Here is a 15,339-nt window from a genome sequence, read left to right on the forward strand (position 1 = left end):
GACCATACTCACCACATCAGACGGCGCATGCACCATGTCGGGGATTCTAGAACTGCGAAAATGCCAGCAGGCAGATGGCATAGATCCCGACCATGAGGCCCGCACCCACCGCGTCGCGGCGCCAGCCCGTCCGCTCGCCGGGGGTCAGCCACCAGGCGAGCAGCCGCCCGATCCAAGGCACCAGCCGTGCCAGCAGCAGGACGCTGACGACGTTGCCGATGAACAGCGCGAACCAGAAGGGCAGCCCCTCGTACTGCATCAGGATCGGTGTCTGCACCATGGCGCCGAACAGGAAGACGACCGGGTAGAGCAGCGCGATCACCACCATGTTCTGCTTCCACGCCGACGGCGCCTGACGGGTGCCGTTTCCCGCGAACCAGGAGTCGAAGCCGGTCCGCACGATGCGGGTGTGGAACGTTTCGGTGAAGGCCGTGGACTGGTTGAGCAGCGCATGCCGTTCCGGCGACTCCAGCCAGGCCTGCAGCGAGCCCTCGCTGTCGAAGCGCAGGACGGCCAGCCAGTCGTCCTGCACGCCTGGCACCGGCGGCTCGAACCGATAGCCCTGGAAGCCGGGCGCGCGGGCCTGTGCGGCGGCGATGCGCTGCTCCCAGCGCCGGAACGCCGCCTCCTGCCCCGGCCTCACCCGGGTGGCGATCACGGCGGAGGCCGGGGCGGGCAGCGCCCCGCGGACGCCGTCGCGCACCAGGTGCACGTCGTCCAGCCCGGCCAGCAGGCCCTGGGCCTCGGCCACCAGGGCCTGGCGGCGCTCCGAACGCAGCCAGGCCACTGCGCCCGACTGCGTGCCGAAGCGCTGCAGGATCACCCAATCCGGCTGGGCCGGCGGGTTGGGCGGCATCACCGACTGCTCGAGGAAGCCCGGCTGCTCGGCGACCGCGGCGCTGATGCGGGCCTGCCATCGCCCGAAGGCGTCCTCCTGCCCCGGCCGGGTGCGGGTCTGGACGATGACGGTGACCGGGTCCTCGATCATGGCCGTCATTCTGCGCCGCCGAGCTGGTCGTAGATCCGGTCGGGCGTCAGCGGCAGGTGCGCGAAGCGCACGCCGGTGGCGTCGGCGAGCGCGTTGGCGATGGCCGGCGCCACCGGGTTGATCGCGCATTCGCCCTGGGACTTCGCGCCGAGCGGGCCGATCCGGTCATAGGTGTCGGCGAACATCACCTCGCTCGCCGGAATGTCGGCGAAGGATGGGATGCGGTAGTTGCGCAGGCTGGGGTTGACCACCCGCCCCGCATCGTCATGCACCATGTGCTCGCACAGCGCCCAGCCGATCGCCATGCCGATGGCGCCGTCGATCTGGCCGCGGCACTGCATGGGGTTGATCAGCCGCCCGATGTCGGCCGCATGCACGCTGTGCAGGATGCGCACCTCGCCGGTCGCGCGGTGGACCGCCAATCGGATGCCGTGGACGTTGAAGGCGACGCTGCGCGGCGTGAGGTACGCCTTGCGCCGGGCGACGAAGCGGTGACCGTCGGCGGTGCCCGCCGCGTGCAGCGCGGCGAGCGGGATGCGGTGGTTGCCGCACACCACGGCCTCCGCCTCCAGCCGGCAGGCGGCGCGGTCCGCCCCGGCGTGCCGGCCGGCGTAGTCGAGGATCGAATCGCGCAGCGCCGCCGCAGCGAGGGCCACGGCCTGGCCGGCGACCACCGTGCCGGTGCTGGCGAAGGTGCCGGTGTCGTACGGCGTGCGGTCGGTGTCGGCGATGTCGATGTCGATCTGCCCGGCGCGGCATTGCAGCAGTTCGGCTGCGATCTGCCGGTGGGCGGTGACCGAGCCGTTGCCCATCTCGGTGGAGCCGACGGCCAGGTGGTAGCCGCCATCCGCCGTCAGCCGCATTTCCGCCCCCGACCGGTGCTCCGTCGGCGGCCCGCATTCCAGCATCGCCATCGCGACGCCCGTGCCCTCGGCCCAGAAGGGGCCTTCCGGCCTGGGCGCCCCGCGCCCGCTGGCCAGCGCGTGCTCCACCAGGTCCAGGCACTGGTCGAGGCCGTAGCTGCCGAACGCCACGTCGGAGGCTTCCGACCAGATGGATTCGATCCAGTCGGTCGGGCGGATCATGTTGCGGCGGCGGATCGCGAACGGATCGATGCCGAGGGTCCGCGCCAGGTCGTCGATCGCGGCCTCGACGGCGAAGGTGGTCTGCGAGGCGCCGTAGCCGCGGAACCCGCCGCCCGGCACGATGTTGGTGTAGACCGCGGCGCCGTCCGCCTTCTTGTTGGGGCTGCGATAGGCCGAGATCGGCGTGCCGAGGGACGCCGCCAGCGTCTCGCTGGCATGGCCGCCATAGGCGCCAGTGTTGGAGACGACCCGCAGGTCGATCGCGGTCAGCGTGCCGTCGCGTCGTGCGCCCAGCTTCACCCGCGTGGTCATCTGGTGCCGCGTGGTCGCCGCCGTGAACTGCTCCTCACGCGTGTATTCCCATTTCACCGGCCGCCCGGTCCTCAGCGCGGCGAGCACGCAGAGATCCTCGGTGATCATCTCCTGCTTGCCGCCGAAGCCGCCGCCCACCCGTCCGGTGAACACGTGCAGGTCCTGGACCGGCAGCGCGAAGACGTGGCTCAGCTTCTGCCGCACGATGAACGGCGCCTGCGAGCTGGTGCGCACATGGATCCGCCCTTCGGCGTCCCGCCAGGCGATCGAGCCGTGGGTCTCGAGATGCGCGTGCTGCACGCGTGAGGTGGAATAGGTCGCCTCGTGCACCACCTCGGCCTCCGCGAAGCCGGCGGCGACGCTGCCCACCTCGCCCCGGATCCGCGCGTAGACGTTGCTGCCGCCGGTCACGCCCCGGTCGTGCAGCACCGGTGCGCCGGGTTGCATCGCGACTTCCGGGTCGAACACGGCGGTCAATGGTTCGTACTGCACCACCAGCGCGCGGCAGGCCGCGGCCGCTGCCGCCTCGGTCTCTGCCACCACCGCCGCCACGCGCTGCCCGACGAAGCGCACGACGTCGTCCAGCATATAGGTGTCGTCGGGGTCGACCAGGTGGTCCTCATGCGTCGCCGTGCTGTAGAGCCGGCGCGGCACGTCCTCCCAGGTGAAGATCGCGACCACCCCCGGCATCGCCGCCGCGGCGCTGCGGTCGATGCCGCGGATGCGCGCGTGGGCATGGGGCGAGCGCAGCACCTTGATGTGCAGCAGGCCGGCCATCGCCACGTCCATGGTGTAGGCGGCGCGGCCGGTCACGATGTCCCGGCCGAACGGGTTGCGCAGGCTGGCGCCGCAGGCCTCGCCGGCGACGTCCTCCTGCGCCGCGCCGATGCCGTGGATCGCATCGGCGATGGCCCGGTAGCCGGTGCAGCGGCACAGGTTGTTCTTCAGGGCGCGGGGCAGGTCGCCGCGCTGCGTCTCGTCCAGCGCGGCGGCGGTCATGATCATCCCCGCCGTGCAGAAGCCGCACTGGAATCCGGCGGACTGGATGAAGGCCTGCTGCATCGGGTGCAGGGCATCCCCGTCGCCGAGGCCCTGGATGGTGGTGACCTGCCGGCCGTCGGCGCGGAAGGCGGGCATCAGGCAGGAATGCACCGGCTCGCCGTCCAGCCACACCGTGCAGGCGCCGCAATCCCCGGCGTCGCACCCCTTCTTGACGCCGAAGGAGCCCTGGTCCCGCAGGAAGGTGCGCAGGCACTGGCCCGGCAGCGGCGTGGCATCGATCGGCCGGCCGTCGACGATGCAGCTCATGGCCGGCCCCCGTCGACGAGTTCGCGCCGAACCTCCTCGGCGAGGTGCCGCACGACATGCCGCTTGTAGGGCGCCGAGCCGTGCACGTCCGCGAACCAGCGCGCCTCGGGAACCTGTGCGTCCAGGGCCGCCTGCAGGGCTACGGCGTCGGGCATTGCGGCGAAGCGCAGATGGACCGGGCGGTCGGTCGCGGCGGTGATGCAGAGATGCAGGTCGCCGCCGTCGCCGCTGGTGCCGATGACCAGCGCCGCGGAACGGCCCAGCTTGGTGAGCGACACGGCGCGCATCGCCGCCCGCCGCGACAGCGCCGCCGCCGACAGGTGGATGCTCCGCAGGAGCTCGCCGGGCCCCAGGATATTGGCGTGGTTGCCGGTGACGAAGTCGGTGACCGCCACCTGTCGCGGGGCGCCGCCGCGCGGCCACAGCGTGCAGATGCCGTCCAGCGCCGCGGTCAGGGAGATCATCGGCCCGGCCGGAAGCGACATGCAGAGATTGCCGCCGACGGTCGAGACGTTCCAGATCTTGAACCCGGCCAGGAACGCTTCGCAGCAGGCCCGGAACAAGGGCGCCGCGGCCCAGGCCTCCGGCGCCGCGAAGCGGTAGAGCGTGGCGATGCGGCAGGTGGCGCCGATCGTCAGCCCGTCCGGCCCGGCCTCCAGCTCCGGCCAGCCGAGCCCATGCAGGTCGATCAGCGTGTCGGTGTCCGGCTGGGGCTCGGAGAACAGCCAGGTGCCGCCGGCGAGCCAGGCGTAGGAAGGCCGCCAATTCGCGATGTCCTCGGCGGAATGCGGGCGGCGCACGGTGGTGATGGTCCCGATGTCCATGGCGCGCCTCAGGGCAGGTCGGCGAGGGAGGCGGCGCCCGGGCCGGCGGTGACCAGCATGGGCCATTGGTTCGACCCGAAGGGCACGACGGGGGGCAGCACGGCCTGCATGCCGCGCCGGCCGGTCTCGGCGATGATCGCCTGACGCGCGTCGCCGCCCATCAGCTCGTAGTCCATCAGGTGGTAGTTGCCGAAGAACAGGCTGCCCACCGAACGGTCGGCGATGATGCGCGTCACCGATTCCAGCATGTCCTCCGGCGTCGAGGTGAAGGAGACGGTCTCGATCAGCAGCAGCCGGTCGTTGATCGCCTGCGCCCCGAAGAACTGCGCCAGCACGCTGAACAGGACGTTGTTCTGCCGGGCCACGTAGATCGTGTTGCTGGCGGCGTAGGTCTTGTCCCAGTCGGCGCCCAGTGTCGCCTTCCAGTCGGCGAGCACATCCATCCAATGCGCCACCTGGGTCTGGGCTGCCCAGGCGACGACCTTCTTCAACTCCGGCGCCTGGGTGTGGGCGAAGGCCTGGAGCGCGGCCATCGTCACGGTCCCCTTCGCGATGCAGTCATCCATGAAGCCGATATTGTTGGCCAGGATCGTCCGCACCGTCTCGCGCCAGGCCTGCGGCATGTCCGTGGCGTCCAGCGTGTCGAGCGCGGACTGCATGCGGCTGCGGAAGGCGCGCATCGGCCCGAGCCAGGAGGTGTTGCCGGGATTGTCGACATAGGGCGCGACGATCTGCGTCAGCGCCATCGTGCTGTGCCCGGTGGACTTCATCAACTGGTATACCAGCGGCACCGGGGGCGCGTTCAACGGAGCCATGCCCGGCCGGTAGAGGATCAGCCGGCCGCCCCCGCCCGAGAACATCGCCAGGATGACCGGGTGCTTGGCCAGGATGTTGGCCTGGAAGACGCGGGCGGCATCGCCGTACAGCTCGAACATGGCGGTGTTCAGCGCCAGCACGTTCCGTTCGGCGGTCTCCGCCGGAGTGGTCGCCTGGACGCCTGCGATCGGCCCCATGAAGGACGGCAATTCGTCGGCGCGCCCATGGATGGGTGCCGATGCCCAGAGGAGGGCGACGATCACGCCGGCGCAGCGACACGTAATCTTGGCAACGGACACGGAATGCCCCCTGAATAATATCGTATGAAATACCCGGAGGATATCCGGCAAAGCGTTCGGCTGGTCTAACGAGACCCTGGTGGGATCCAAGGCGAAATAATGACTGATCAGTACCAAGAATTTGCACGTGTCGCACCCGCATTGCTAGGTACGGTTTGCATTCTGACCCATTTGGACCGCCTGGGCGGCGCGTCTTCCCCAGATCCAGAGGTTCTGCGGTTCCGCGTCGCAGAATTCTCCTCGGAGACCGGACCGCGTCGCAATGAACCGGACGGGACACCGGATCGTTGAACGCAAGGGCGAATGCGGTGCCACGACCGAACAGCGCGACCCTGAAGCAGCCTGGCCCGGCCGGTGCCGATCGTCTTTTTCCCGGACGCGGGAATAAAGCGGCATGGCCACTGATCTCGTTGACAGCCACGCCATCGCTTGAGCGCGGCGACACGGATCACTGAGCGCCACCCGCTCACCGGAGAAGACAGATGTTCAACATGACTCGCCGGGGTGTCCTGGCAAGCGCAGGCCTTGCGGCCGCCTGGGGATTGACGAAGCCGCTGGCATTCGTGGGCGAAGCCCGCGCGGAGACCCCGCTGGAGCCGACCGTGGGCTTCTACAAATACAAGGTCGGCTCGATCGAGGTGACGGCGGTCTATGACGGGATCTGGCGCAAGCCGCACGACCCGAGCTTCATCAAGGACGTCTCCGTCGACGAGACCAAGGCCGCGCTCGCCAAGGCGGGGCTGACGACCGAGTTCATGCCGATCCCGCTCACCGTGATCGTGCTGAAGATCGGCGACAACCACATCATGATCGATGCTGGATCCGGCGTCGGGCAGTGGCAGGCCAACGCCACCCACCTGCCCGCCAACATGAAGGCCGCCGGCATCGACCGCAGCCAGATCAAGACCATCCTGATCTCGCATTTCCATCCGGACCATGTCTGGGGCCTGATGGAAAAGGGCACCAACAACGCCGTGTTCCCCGACGCCGAGCTGGTGACCAACAGCGTCGAGTACAAGTTCTGGACCGAGCCCGGCCGGGTCGAGAAGCTGCCGGAGGGCCGGCGCCAGGCCGGCAAGCGCATCGCGGATGTGTTCCCGACCTGGAAGAACTGGAAACTGGTCGAAACCGGCGCCGAGGTCGCGCCCGGGGTCCAGATCCTCGACGCCTACGGCCACACGCCCGGCCATTCGGTCTTCCTGGTGACCTCGGGCAAGGACCAGCTGATGGTCTCGAATGACACGATGTATGTGCCGGCGCTGCTCGCCCCGCACCCGGACTGGCAGGGCGCCTACGACCAGGACGGCCCCTTGGCGATCACCACCCGGCGGCGGATCATCGACCGCGCCATCTCCGACAAGATGGCGATCTGCGGGGCGCACTTCCCCTTCCCCGGGGCCGGCGCCTTCGCCAAGGACGGCAACGCCTACACCTTCTCGCCCGTCATCCAGTCCTGACCCGTTTCCGGGCCTGACCCTTTCCCAATCCTCGACCTTTCAAGGAACACCACCGTGCGCAAGCAGACTTATCTGATCACCCTGGCGGTGCTCAGCAGCCTGTCGCTGGCTCCCGCCCTCTACTCCAACGCGGCCTATGCCGTCGACGACGACACCTCGACCGGCAGCGTCGATCTCACCTCCGTCCGCGCCAAGATCGAGGCCAAGAACTACAAGGCCGCCCTGGAGGAACTGCGGGGTCTCGCCGAGGATACGCAGGAAGCGGATATCTACAATCTGATGGGATACACGCTGCGCAAGACCGGCGACTTCGACACCTCCCTGACCTACTACAACAAGGCCCTGTCCCTTCAGCCCGACTACAAGCCCGCCCGCGAATATCTGGGCGAGCTCTATGTCGAGACCGGCCATATGGACAAGGCACACGAACAGCTCGCCGCCCTCGAGAAGCTGTGCCCGAGCGGCTGCGAGGAACGCGAGGATCTGGAGAAGGCGATCGCCGGCGGCAAGGCAGTGGACTGACTGCCGCTTGGGTGGGCGGCGCCGCCGCCCACCCCGGGGTGGGCTGTCTGCCCACCCCGCCTTCCCACGATTTGCTGCGAGGAACCGATGGTCCGGTCTATCGAGATGATCCGCACCCGGTGCGAGGACGGCCTGCTGCTGCTCGCCCGGCTATTGCTGTCGCTGATCTTCATCCATGAGGCAATCACGCTTTCGACCGGGTTCGCCGCAGCGGCCGCGGCGATGAGCAAGGTCGGGGTGCCGGCCTATGCGATGGCGCTGACCATTGTGCTGCAGCTGGGGGCCGGGTTGCTGCTGGCCCTGGGATGGCACGCGCGGCTGGGCGCGTTGGCCCTCGGCCTGTTCTGCCTCGCCACCGCTTTCGGGTTCCATTCCGATTTCACGACACGGAACGAGCTTCTGCACTTCGAGAAGGATCTCGCGATTGCAGGCGGGATGCTGGTGATCGTGGTCAGGGGAGCGGGCGCATGGTCCCTGGATCGGCTGTGGGGCAGAAGAATGATCCCGGCCGGGCGCCTGACCCTCGAGGATCGGTAGATCGACGGCCGGACTCATCTCCGTCGGTTCGGGCCGATCGGACTGCCGGAAATGTCCGTTCCGGAGGAGACCGGACGGCGATAGCCCCCGCCTAGCTGCCCTCGGCCATGCTGTAGACGTCCTCGCCGTAGCGGATGCCGCCGGTCTTGTCGGGATAGGCCATGTAGTAGGTCATCCGCACCGGGATGCGGTTCACCCGGGCGTAATGGGTGGTGCCCAGGGCAATCTCGCGCTCGACCGCGATGGTGTCGATGCCCAGCACCCAGGCGGCCAGGCCGAGATAGTCCTCGACCCGGATGCAGCCATTCGACACCGCCCGGTTGTCGGTGGCGAACAGCGTGCGGTTGTTGGTGTCGTGCAGATAGATCGCCTGGTCGTTGTCGAGCTCGAACTTCAAGAGGCCCAGCGCGTTGGCGTCGCCCGGCGGCTGCCAGAACTTCCAGCCCATGGTGCCGACCGCATCCGGCGGCACCTGCGCCGGGTCGAAGGTCTGGCCCTCCGGCGTCTTCACCACCACGCCGTGCTTGCGCATCTCGTCATATTTGCCGGCGGCCATCAGGGCCTTGTACTTCTTGGTCAGGCCGGGCGGCACCGTCCAGTCCGGGTTGTACTTCACCGCGATCATGTTGGTCTGGATCATCGGCGTCTGGGTCAGCGGCGACCCGACCACGGCGCGGGTGCGCATCACCTCGACCCCGTTCTCGAAGGCGATGATCTCGGCGGTCGGCACGTTCACCGTGATCGACTTGCCGCGCGCCGGCGGCGGCGCGTAGCGGGCCAGGGTCTGGCGCAGCGCCTGGGCCTCGTCCGCCGGGGTGAAGTTCAGCGCCCGGAAGGTGCGGCGGCCGACCACGCCGTCGTCGCGCAAGCCCCAGCGCGACTGGAACAGCTTCACCCGCTGGGTCAGCTCCTCGTCATAGACCAGGGTGGCCGGTGCCACCGGGCCGATCAGGTCCTCCGACGTCGCCACCGCCTCGGTCGCGCCGGGCTGGGCCTCGCCGGCCTGGGCGCTCTCGGCCGCGGGAATGGCGGCCGGAGACGTGCTGATCTGGACGACGCTCGCGGCTGGGGTCGCCGGCACGGCCGGCATGGACATGGCCGGCGCCGGCAGCGTGATGCCGACGGCGTCCAGGCGTTCGCGCAGCATCGGCACCCGGGGGTCGACCGCGGCGGGCTTCAGCGTGGCGCCGAGCGGGATCGACAGCGGTGCCCGGTCCGCCGCCTCGGCCCGTTCCAGCGCGGCGCGCAGCACCGCATGGACATGGTCCTCGGCCGGAACCGGTGTCGGCCGCGTGCCGGCCACAGCCAGATGCGGCGCCAGCGCCACCGCCAGAACCAGCGCCCAACGAATCATGGTCTTCCCCTTCCGTCTCCGCCCGCGACTCAAGGAGGGCGGACTCCCGATCTTTGCCATGGATTCGACCCTCCCGTCACGGGAACGTCAACCGCCGGGACGCCTGCCGGGCTGTGCATCATCGCCGCAGGTCCGAGGGCCATGATCCGCGATCCCTGCACGCCACCGTTGCGCTCGACCACCGGATTGATGGACATCTGTGGGGAAGCGCCGGTTCGAGCGGCGTGGGACCATGGCGGATGCCGGGGATGGACCAGGCCGACAGGAAGCGCGATCAGGCGGCACGGGCGGCATGGCTGTCCTATGTCTCGGGCCTGACCCAGGACGAGATCGCCCGGCGCCTCAACGTCTCGCGCATGGCGGCGCAGCGGCTGCTGGCCTTCGCGGTACAGGAGGGCATGGTCAAGGTCCGCATCGACCATCCGATCGCGGCCTGCATGGAGTTGGGCGAGCGCATCGCCCGCCGCCACGGCCTGCGCTTCTGCGAGGTGGTGCCGGCCGACCCGATGGCGCCGGGCCAGGCCAACCTGCCGGCGCTGGCGATCGCCGGCGCGACCTGGATCGAGCGGCTGGTCGACACCGAGGCGGCGCTGGTGATCGGCGTCGGCAACGGCCGCAGCGTGCGCGCCGCGGTGGAGGAGATGGCGTCGTCGCCCCGGCCGCAGCACCAGGTGGTCTCGGTCACCGGCAACATCGCCCGCGATTCCTCCTACAACCCGTTCGACGTGGTGATGCGGCTGGGCGACCGGCTGAGCGCCCAGCGCTTCCTGATGCCGGCGCCGCTGATCGCCGAGACCGCCGAAGACCGCCGGGTGCTGGAGGGGCAGAAGCCGTTCCGCGAGATCATGGCGCTGGCGGCGCGGGCGGATGCCATCCTGATCGGCATCGGCCAGCTCGACGGCACCGCGCCGGTGCTGCAGGACAAGGTGATCTCGCGCGACGAGTACGAGGTGCTGCGCCGGGCCGGGGCGATCGGCGAGGTGCTGGGCAACTTCCTCGACGCCGAGGGCCGGATCCTGGATTCGCCACTGCGCGACCGGGTGATCGGCCTGTCGCTGGACGCGGTGGCCAGGCGCCCGGCCGTCGCGATCGCCGGCGGCACGGTCAAGGTGCCGACCATCCATGCCGTGCTGCGGCGCGGCATGCTGCAGGGGCTGATCACCGACGAGACCGCGGCCTCGGCCCTGGTGAAGCTGGGCTGACCGCCCGGGACGCGCCCATGCCGCACCTGCTGCCCCCGATGAACGCGTTGCGGGCCTTCGAGGCCGTCGCCCGCTGCGGCAGCATCCTGAAGGCGGCCGAGGATCTCGGCGTGGTGCGCGGCGCCGTGCGCCAGCAGATCGCGGCGCTGGAGGCGCATTTCGGCACCGCCCTGTTCCGCCGCGACGGCCGGAGCCTGGTGCTGACCGAGCCGGGCCGCGCCTATGCCGAAGCGGTGGCGGAGGCCTTCGCCATCCTGGCCCGGGCCTCGGCCGAGCTCGACGCCGGGCACCGCGGCCGGCTGAAGCTCGGCGTGCCCTCCGCCTTCGCAGTGTGGTGGCTGATGCCGCGGCTGGCCGCGCTGCAGGCGGCGCTGCCCCAGGTCGAGATCGACATCATGCCGATGACCGTGGTCGAGGCGCTGTCGCGGCACCCGGAGCTGGACGCCGTGATCATGGGCGGGGAGTACCGCCCTTCCCCCGACATCACGGCGACGCGCTTCATGGAGGACGAGTTCGGCCCGGTGGCGGCGCCGGAGCTGGCGTCCCGGCTGGGGCTGGCCGCGGGGCCGGCCGGACTGGCGGCGGCGACCGGGCTGACCAGCCGTTCGGCGCCGACGCTGTGGGACGACTGGTTCACCGAAAGCGGCACCCCGCCGGTGCGCTTTGCCCGGATGCAGGCCTTCGAGGATCTGCTGCTGGCGATCGGCGCCGCGCGGTCCGGCCTCGGCGTCGCCGTGGCGCCGCGCACCGCGGTGGAGGACGACATCGCCCGGGGCGGGCTGGCGGCGCCTTGGGGCTTCACCCGCCGCCCCGCCGGCTACAGCCTGTGCCGCCGCGCGGCCGATGCGGCGTCCCCGCCGCTGGCGGCGCTGGCCGGCTGGTTGCTGGCGGCCGGCGCTCAGGGCTGACACGGCAGATTTCCTGCCCTTCCGGGCAGGCTTATGTCCATGGGCGGCACACCGGGCGCGGGCTACACAGCCGCGACGACCGACCGCGAGGAGAGACCGCCATGGCCGAGACCACGCCCGCCGCGCCATCGACCCGCATCGACTGGGTGGGGCGGAGCTGCCGGCTGCTGCGCGCCACCGCGGCCGAGTTCCTGACCACCCGGCCGTTCGAGGGGCTGACCATCGGCACCGGCATCCATCTGGAGCCCAAGACCGTGGCGCTGCTGACCACGCTGGGCCTCGGCGGCGCCCGCCTGGTCTGCACCGGCAACCTGAACAGCACCCAGCCCGAAACGGTCGAGCATCTGCGCGCCCAGGGCGTCACCGTCTTCGCGACGCAGACGACGGACCCCGCCGAGCATGCGGCCAGCCTGGACGCCATCATCGCCGAACAGCCCGACCTGCTGCTGGACAATGGCGGCGACCTGTTCGCCCGGGTCGCCGGCCGCCGCTATCCCGGCCTGCGCGGCGGGACGGAGGAGACCACCTCGGGCCGCACCCGGCTGGTGCCGATGCGCGCCGCGCTGGCGATGCCAGTCCTGGTGATCAACGACAGCCCGATCAAGCAGTTCGCCGAGAACCGCCACGCGGTGGGCCAGAGCCTGTTCGAGAGCTATCTGCGCTTCACCAACCGCTCGACCCAGGGCAAACGCGTCACCGTCTTCGGCTACGGCGCCTGCGGCAAGGGCACCGCCGCCTGCTTCCGCAACGCCTTCGCCGGCGTCAGCGTGGTCGACATCGACCCGGTGACGACGCTGGAGGCGCATCTCGACGGCTTCGCCACCCCGCTGCGCGACCAGGCCATCCGGTCGGCCGACATCCTGGTGACGGTCACCGGCCATCCCGGCATCGTCACCGCCGCCGACCTCGCGCTGCTCAAGGACGGCGCGATCCTGATGAATGGCGGCCATTTCCCCGACGAGATCGATGCCGCCGGCTTGCGGGCCAGTGCCGTCGAGATCGAGCGCTACGAGGCCGAGGGGATCGAGACGTTCCGCCTGGCCGACGGGCGCCGCATCCACCTGCTCGGCGGCGGCCACATGGCCAACCTGGCCGGGCCGCGGCCGCTGGGCAACACGGTGGAATCGATGGATCTCGGCTTCGCGCTGCAGGCCCGCTGCCTGGAACGGGTGGCCCGCGGCGGGGTCGGCGCCGAAGCCTGCGTGGTGCCGGTGCCGGCCGACATCGATGCCGCGGTGGCGACGGCCTATCTCGACCTGGCGCGGTAGGGGCTCAGCGGAACCGCTGCGGCGGCGCCTGGATCACCGGGGCGGCGGCATCGAGGATGGCGCGACGGTCGCCGGTCAGCGGCGGGTAGATGCGCTGGCGGTTGATGATCTGCTTGGTCTGCTTCGCCGCCGCCCCCTGCGCCGCCACCTGCCGGTCCCAGCCCTCGGTGTAGACGGCGCCCCAGGAACCGAGGTCGAGGATGGTGGTGTACCATTCGATCCGCATCGGCAGCAGCGGCTGGCCGAGCAGGTCGGCGACCACGTTGTGGCCGCCGAAGCGGCCCATCGGCCGGCTGTGCTGGCAGGACATCACCGAGGCGCGGCTGTCGTCGACCATCGCCCGCGCCGAATCGCCGACCGCGAACTCGGCCCCGAGGCCGATGATCTTCAGGGTCGGGTCGACCGGCAGCCGGCCCAGCCGGTCGCGCTCCACCGGGAACTGGGCGGTCAACGGGCTGGCCCGCATGCCGGCGCACCAGATCACGGTCGCGGCCGGGATCACCTCGCCGGTCGACAGCGTCGCCCCGCCGGCATCGACCGCCGCGACCGACACGCCCATCCGGGTCTCGACACCCAGCGCGGCCAGGGCGGTCTCGATCACCGGCCGGGCGCTGTCGCCCATGTCGGAGCCGACCTGCGGCGCATGGTCGGCCAGGATCACCCGGCCCGATGGTCCGATCCGGTCCACCATCTCGGTCGCGGCCTCGATCCCGGTCAGGCCGGCGCCGACGACCAGGACGGTGTCGCGCCCCGGCGATGCCGGCTGGCCGTCCAGCCCGGCCAGATGGTCGGCCAGGCGGCGGGCACCGGCGAAGGTGTCGATGTCGAAGCCGTGTTCGGCGAGCCCCGGGATCGCCGGCCGGGCGAGGCCGCTGCCGAGCGCGAAGACCAGGCGGTCATAGGGCAGCGCCGTGTCCGTCCCAGAGACCATGCACCGGACGCTGCGCTGCGCCAGATCGATGCCCGTGACCTCGCCGTCGACCAGGCGCACGCCGATCGGGTCGAGCACGGTGGCCAGGGGCACGCGGATCGCGTCGAGGTCGGCCTCGTAGTTGCGCACCCGGATGCCGTGCCAGGCATCGCGATTGACCAGCGTCACCTCGACCCGGTCGGGCCCGACGCCCAGGGCGTCGAGCGCCCGCGCCGCGCCGGCCGCGGCCCACAGCCCGGCGAACCCCGCGCCCAGGATCAAGATGCGCTGCATGCCCCCGCCCCCGCTGGTCCGGCCTGAACGCTAGGCCCGATCCGGGTGGGAGGCAACGCCGTCCTTCGGCCGAATGCGCCGGCCCGTTTCCGGACGGTCTCTTACTCCCAGGTCAGGGCGCCGCCGTTCTGGTACTCGATCACCCGGGTCTCGAAGAAGTTCTTCTCCTTCTTCAAATCCATCGCCTCGGACATCCAGGGGAACGGGTTCTCAGTCTCGGGGAACACCGGGGCCAGGCCGATCTGGGCGCAGCGGCGGTTGGTGATGACGTGCATGTACTGCTCGCACAGCCCGGCATTCAGGCCGAGGAAGCCGCGGGGCATGGTGTCCCGGCCGTAGGCGACCTCGAGCGCGCAGGCCTCGGCCAGCATCCGCCGCAGTTCCTCCTGGAACGCCGGCGTCCAGAGGTGCGGGTTCTCGATCTTGATCTGGTTGATGACGTCGATGCCGAAGTTCAGGTGAATCGACTCGTCGCGCAGGATGTACTGGTACTGCTCGGCGATGCCGACCATCTTGTTGCGCCGGCCGAGCGACAGGATCTGGGCGAAGCCGGTGTAGAACCACATGCCCTCGAACACGACGTAGAAGGCCACGAGGTCGCGCAGGAACGCCTGGTCCGAGGCCGGCGTCCCGGTGTGGAAGTCCGGGTCCGCCAGGTTCTGGGTGTATTGCAGTGCCCAGGCCGCCTTGTCGGTGATCGACGGCACCTCGCGGTACATGTTGAACAGCTCGCCCTCGTCCAGGCCGAGGCTTTCGACGATGTACTGGAAGGTGTGGGTGTGCACCGCCTCCTCGAAGGCCTGGCGCAGCAGGTACTGGCGGCATTCCGGGTTGGTCAAATGGCGGTAGATCGCCAGCACGATGTTGTTGGCGACCAGCGATTCCGAGGCGGCGAAGAAGCCCAAATTGCGCTTCACCGACCGGCGCTCATCCTCGGTCAGCCCGTCGCGCGACTTCCACAGCGCGATGTCGGCCTGCATCGAGACCTCGGTCGGCATCCAGTGGTTGTTGCAGCCGGACAGGTACTTCTCCCACGCCCAGCGGTACTTCATCGGCAGCAGCTGGTTCACATCGGCGCGGCAGTTGATCATCGCCTTGTCGTCGATGCTGACGCGCCCGCCGCTGCGGTCGATCGAGCCGAGGCCGGTGGCGAGGCCCACGGGCGCGTCGGCGACCGGCGCGGACCGTGCCGGCGCAGCGGTGGTGGAATCGGACCAGTCGAGCATCGTCATGTGCGCTGTCTTCCCGTGCTCAG

General features: G+C 70.2%; 13 protein-coding genes. 6 read left to right on the plus strand and 7 right to left on the minus strand.

All coding sequences use genetic code 11. The features are described 5' to 3' along the window. Positions 1-46: 46 nt before the first annotated feature. The 4 genes from E9232_RS13720 to E9232_RS13735 are packed head-to-tail and all read right to left on the minus strand — an operon-like array spanning position 47 to position 5,632. Entirely contained in the window at positions 47-997 is a 951-nt protein-coding gene (locus E9232_RS13720; RefSeq protein ID WP_309794709.1) for an antibiotic biosynthesis monooxygenase, read from the minus strand. Further along, entirely contained in the window at positions 994-3,693 is a 2,700-nt protein-coding gene (locus E9232_RS13725) for a molybdopterin-dependent oxidoreductase (protein WP_309794710.1), read from the minus strand. The genes E9232_RS13720 and E9232_RS13725 overlap by 4 nt, the downstream gene beginning before the upstream one ends. Next, the gene (locus E9232_RS13730) at positions 3,690-4,517 is read right to left on the minus strand and encodes an FAD binding domain-containing protein (protein WP_309794711.1); all 828 of its coding nucleotides are present in this window, start codon (positions 4,515-4,517) and stop codon (positions 3,690-3,692) included. The genes E9232_RS13725 and E9232_RS13730 overlap by 4 nt, the downstream gene beginning before the upstream one ends. An 8-nt stretch (positions 4,518-4,525) precedes the next feature. After that, positions 4,526-5,632, minus strand: a complete 1,107-nt coding sequence (locus E9232_RS13735; RefSeq protein ID WP_309794712.1) for a hypothetical protein — start codon at positions 5,630-5,632, stop codon at positions 4,526-4,528. A gap of 563 nt (positions 5,633-6,195) precedes the next feature. Here E9232_RS13735 and E9232_RS13740 point away from each other — a divergent pair. From E9232_RS13740 to E9232_RS13750, 3 genes are all read left to right on the plus strand, one after another. Beyond that, positions 6,196-7,089 carry an MBL fold metallo-hydrolase gene (locus tag E9232_RS13740; RefSeq protein ID WP_309794713.1) on the plus strand — a complete coding sequence of 298 codons (894 nt, stop codon included), beginning with the start codon at positions 6,196-6,198 and terminating at the stop codon, positions 7,087-7,089. A 54-nt stretch (positions 7,090-7,143) separates the two neighbouring features. Further along, the gene (locus E9232_RS13745) at positions 7,144-7,611 is read left to right on the plus strand and encodes a tetratricopeptide repeat protein (protein ID WP_309794714.1); all 468 of its coding nucleotides are present in this window, start codon (positions 7,144-7,146) and stop codon (positions 7,609-7,611) included. Positions 7,612-7,698: 87 nt separating this feature from the next. Further along, positions 7,699-8,148 (plus strand): DoxX family protein, encoded by a 450-nt coding sequence (locus tag E9232_RS13750; protein WP_309794715.1) that lies wholly within the window; start codon positions 7,699-7,701, stop codon positions 8,146-8,148. A gap of 91 nt (positions 8,149-8,239) precedes the next feature. On the opposite strand, the gene E9232_RS13755 is transcribed toward E9232_RS13750, so the two are convergent. Then, entirely contained in the window at positions 8,240-9,502 is a 1,263-nt protein-coding gene (locus tag E9232_RS13755; RefSeq protein WP_309794716.1) for a L,D-transpeptidase family protein, read from the minus strand. Between the two features lie 248 nt (positions 9,503-9,750). Between E9232_RS13755 and E9232_RS13760 the strand changes: the two genes are divergently transcribed. The 3 genes from E9232_RS13760 to E9232_RS13770 all read left to right on the plus strand — a co-directional run bounded on the left by E9232_RS13760 (position 9,751) and on the right by E9232_RS13770 (position 12,880). After that, a complete protein-coding gene (locus E9232_RS13760) occupies positions 9,751-10,704 on the plus strand; it encodes a sugar-binding transcriptional regulator (RefSeq protein WP_309794717.1) in 954 nt (317 codons plus the stop codon). A gap of 17 nt (positions 10,705-10,721) precedes the next feature. Further along, the gene (locus E9232_RS13765) at positions 10,722-11,612 is read left to right on the plus strand and encodes a LysR substrate-binding domain-containing protein (protein ID WP_309794718.1); all 891 of its coding nucleotides are present in this window, start codon (positions 10,722-10,724) and stop codon (positions 11,610-11,612) included. A 101-nt stretch (positions 11,613-11,713) separates the two neighbouring features. Next, positions 11,714-12,880, plus strand: coding sequence for an adenosylhomocysteinase (locus E9232_RS13770; RefSeq protein ID WP_309794719.1), 1,167 nt, complete (start codon positions 11,714-11,716; stop codon positions 12,878-12,880). A 4-nt stretch (positions 12,881-12,884) separates the two neighbouring features. Here the strand turns inward: E9232_RS13770 and E9232_RS13775 are convergent, their stop codons facing one another. After that, positions 12,885-14,084 (minus strand): NAD(P)/FAD-dependent oxidoreductase, encoded by a 1,200-nt coding sequence (locus E9232_RS13775; RefSeq protein WP_309794720.1) that lies wholly within the window; start codon positions 14,082-14,084, stop codon positions 12,885-12,887. Positions 14,085-14,185: 101 nt separating this feature from the next. Beyond that, positions 14,186-15,316, minus strand: coding sequence for a ribonucleotide-diphosphate reductase subunit beta (locus E9232_RS13780; protein WP_309794721.1), 1,131 nt, complete (start codon positions 15,314-15,316; stop codon positions 14,186-14,188). Between the last annotated feature and the right edge of the window lie 23 nt (positions 15,317-15,339).

This window comes from Inquilinus ginsengisoli (assembly GCF_031453975.1).
GTDB lineage: Bacteria > Pseudomonadota > Alphaproteobacteria > DSM-16000 > Inquilinaceae > Inquilinus > Inquilinus ginsengisoli_A.

Excerpts from the sequence above, each read along its gene's own strand:
- E9232_RS13720 (WP_309794709.1), bottom strand. The coding sequence starts at position 997 with ATGACGGCCATGATCGAGGACCCGGTCACCGTCATCGTCCAGACCCGC.
- E9232_RS13725 (WP_309794710.1), bottom strand. The coding sequence starts at position 3,693 with ATGAGCTGCATCGTCGACGGCCGGCCGATCGATGCCACGCCGCTGCCG.
- E9232_RS13730 (WP_309794711.1), bottom strand. The coding sequence starts at position 4,517 with ATGGACATCGGGACCATCACCACCGTGCGCCGCCCGCATTCCGCCGAG.
- E9232_RS13750 (WP_309794715.1), top strand. The coding sequence starts at position 7,699 with ATGGTCCGGTCTATCGAGATGATCCGCACCCGGTGCGAGGACGGCCTG.
- E9232_RS13755 (WP_309794716.1), bottom strand. The coding sequence starts at position 9,502 with ATGATTCGTTGGGCGCTGGTTCTGGCGGTGGCGCTGGCGCCGCATCTG.
- E9232_RS13760 (WP_309794717.1), top strand. The coding sequence starts at position 9,751 with ATGGACCAGGCCGACAGGAAGCGCGATCAGGCGGCACGGGCGGCATGG.
- E9232_RS13765 (WP_309794718.1), top strand. The coding sequence starts at position 10,722 with ATGCCGCACCTGCTGCCCCCGATGAACGCGTTGCGGGCCTTCGAGGCC.
- E9232_RS13770 (WP_309794719.1), top strand. The coding sequence starts at position 11,714 with ATGGCCGAGACCACGCCCGCCGCGCCATCGACCCGCATCGACTGGGTG.
- E9232_RS13775 (WP_309794720.1), bottom strand. The coding sequence starts at position 14,084 with ATGCAGCGCATCTTGATCCTGGGCGCGGGGTTCGCCGGGCTGTGGGCC.
- E9232_RS13780 (WP_309794721.1), bottom strand. The coding sequence starts at position 15,316 with ATGACGATGCTCGACTGGTCCGATTCCACCACCGCTGCGCCGGCACGG.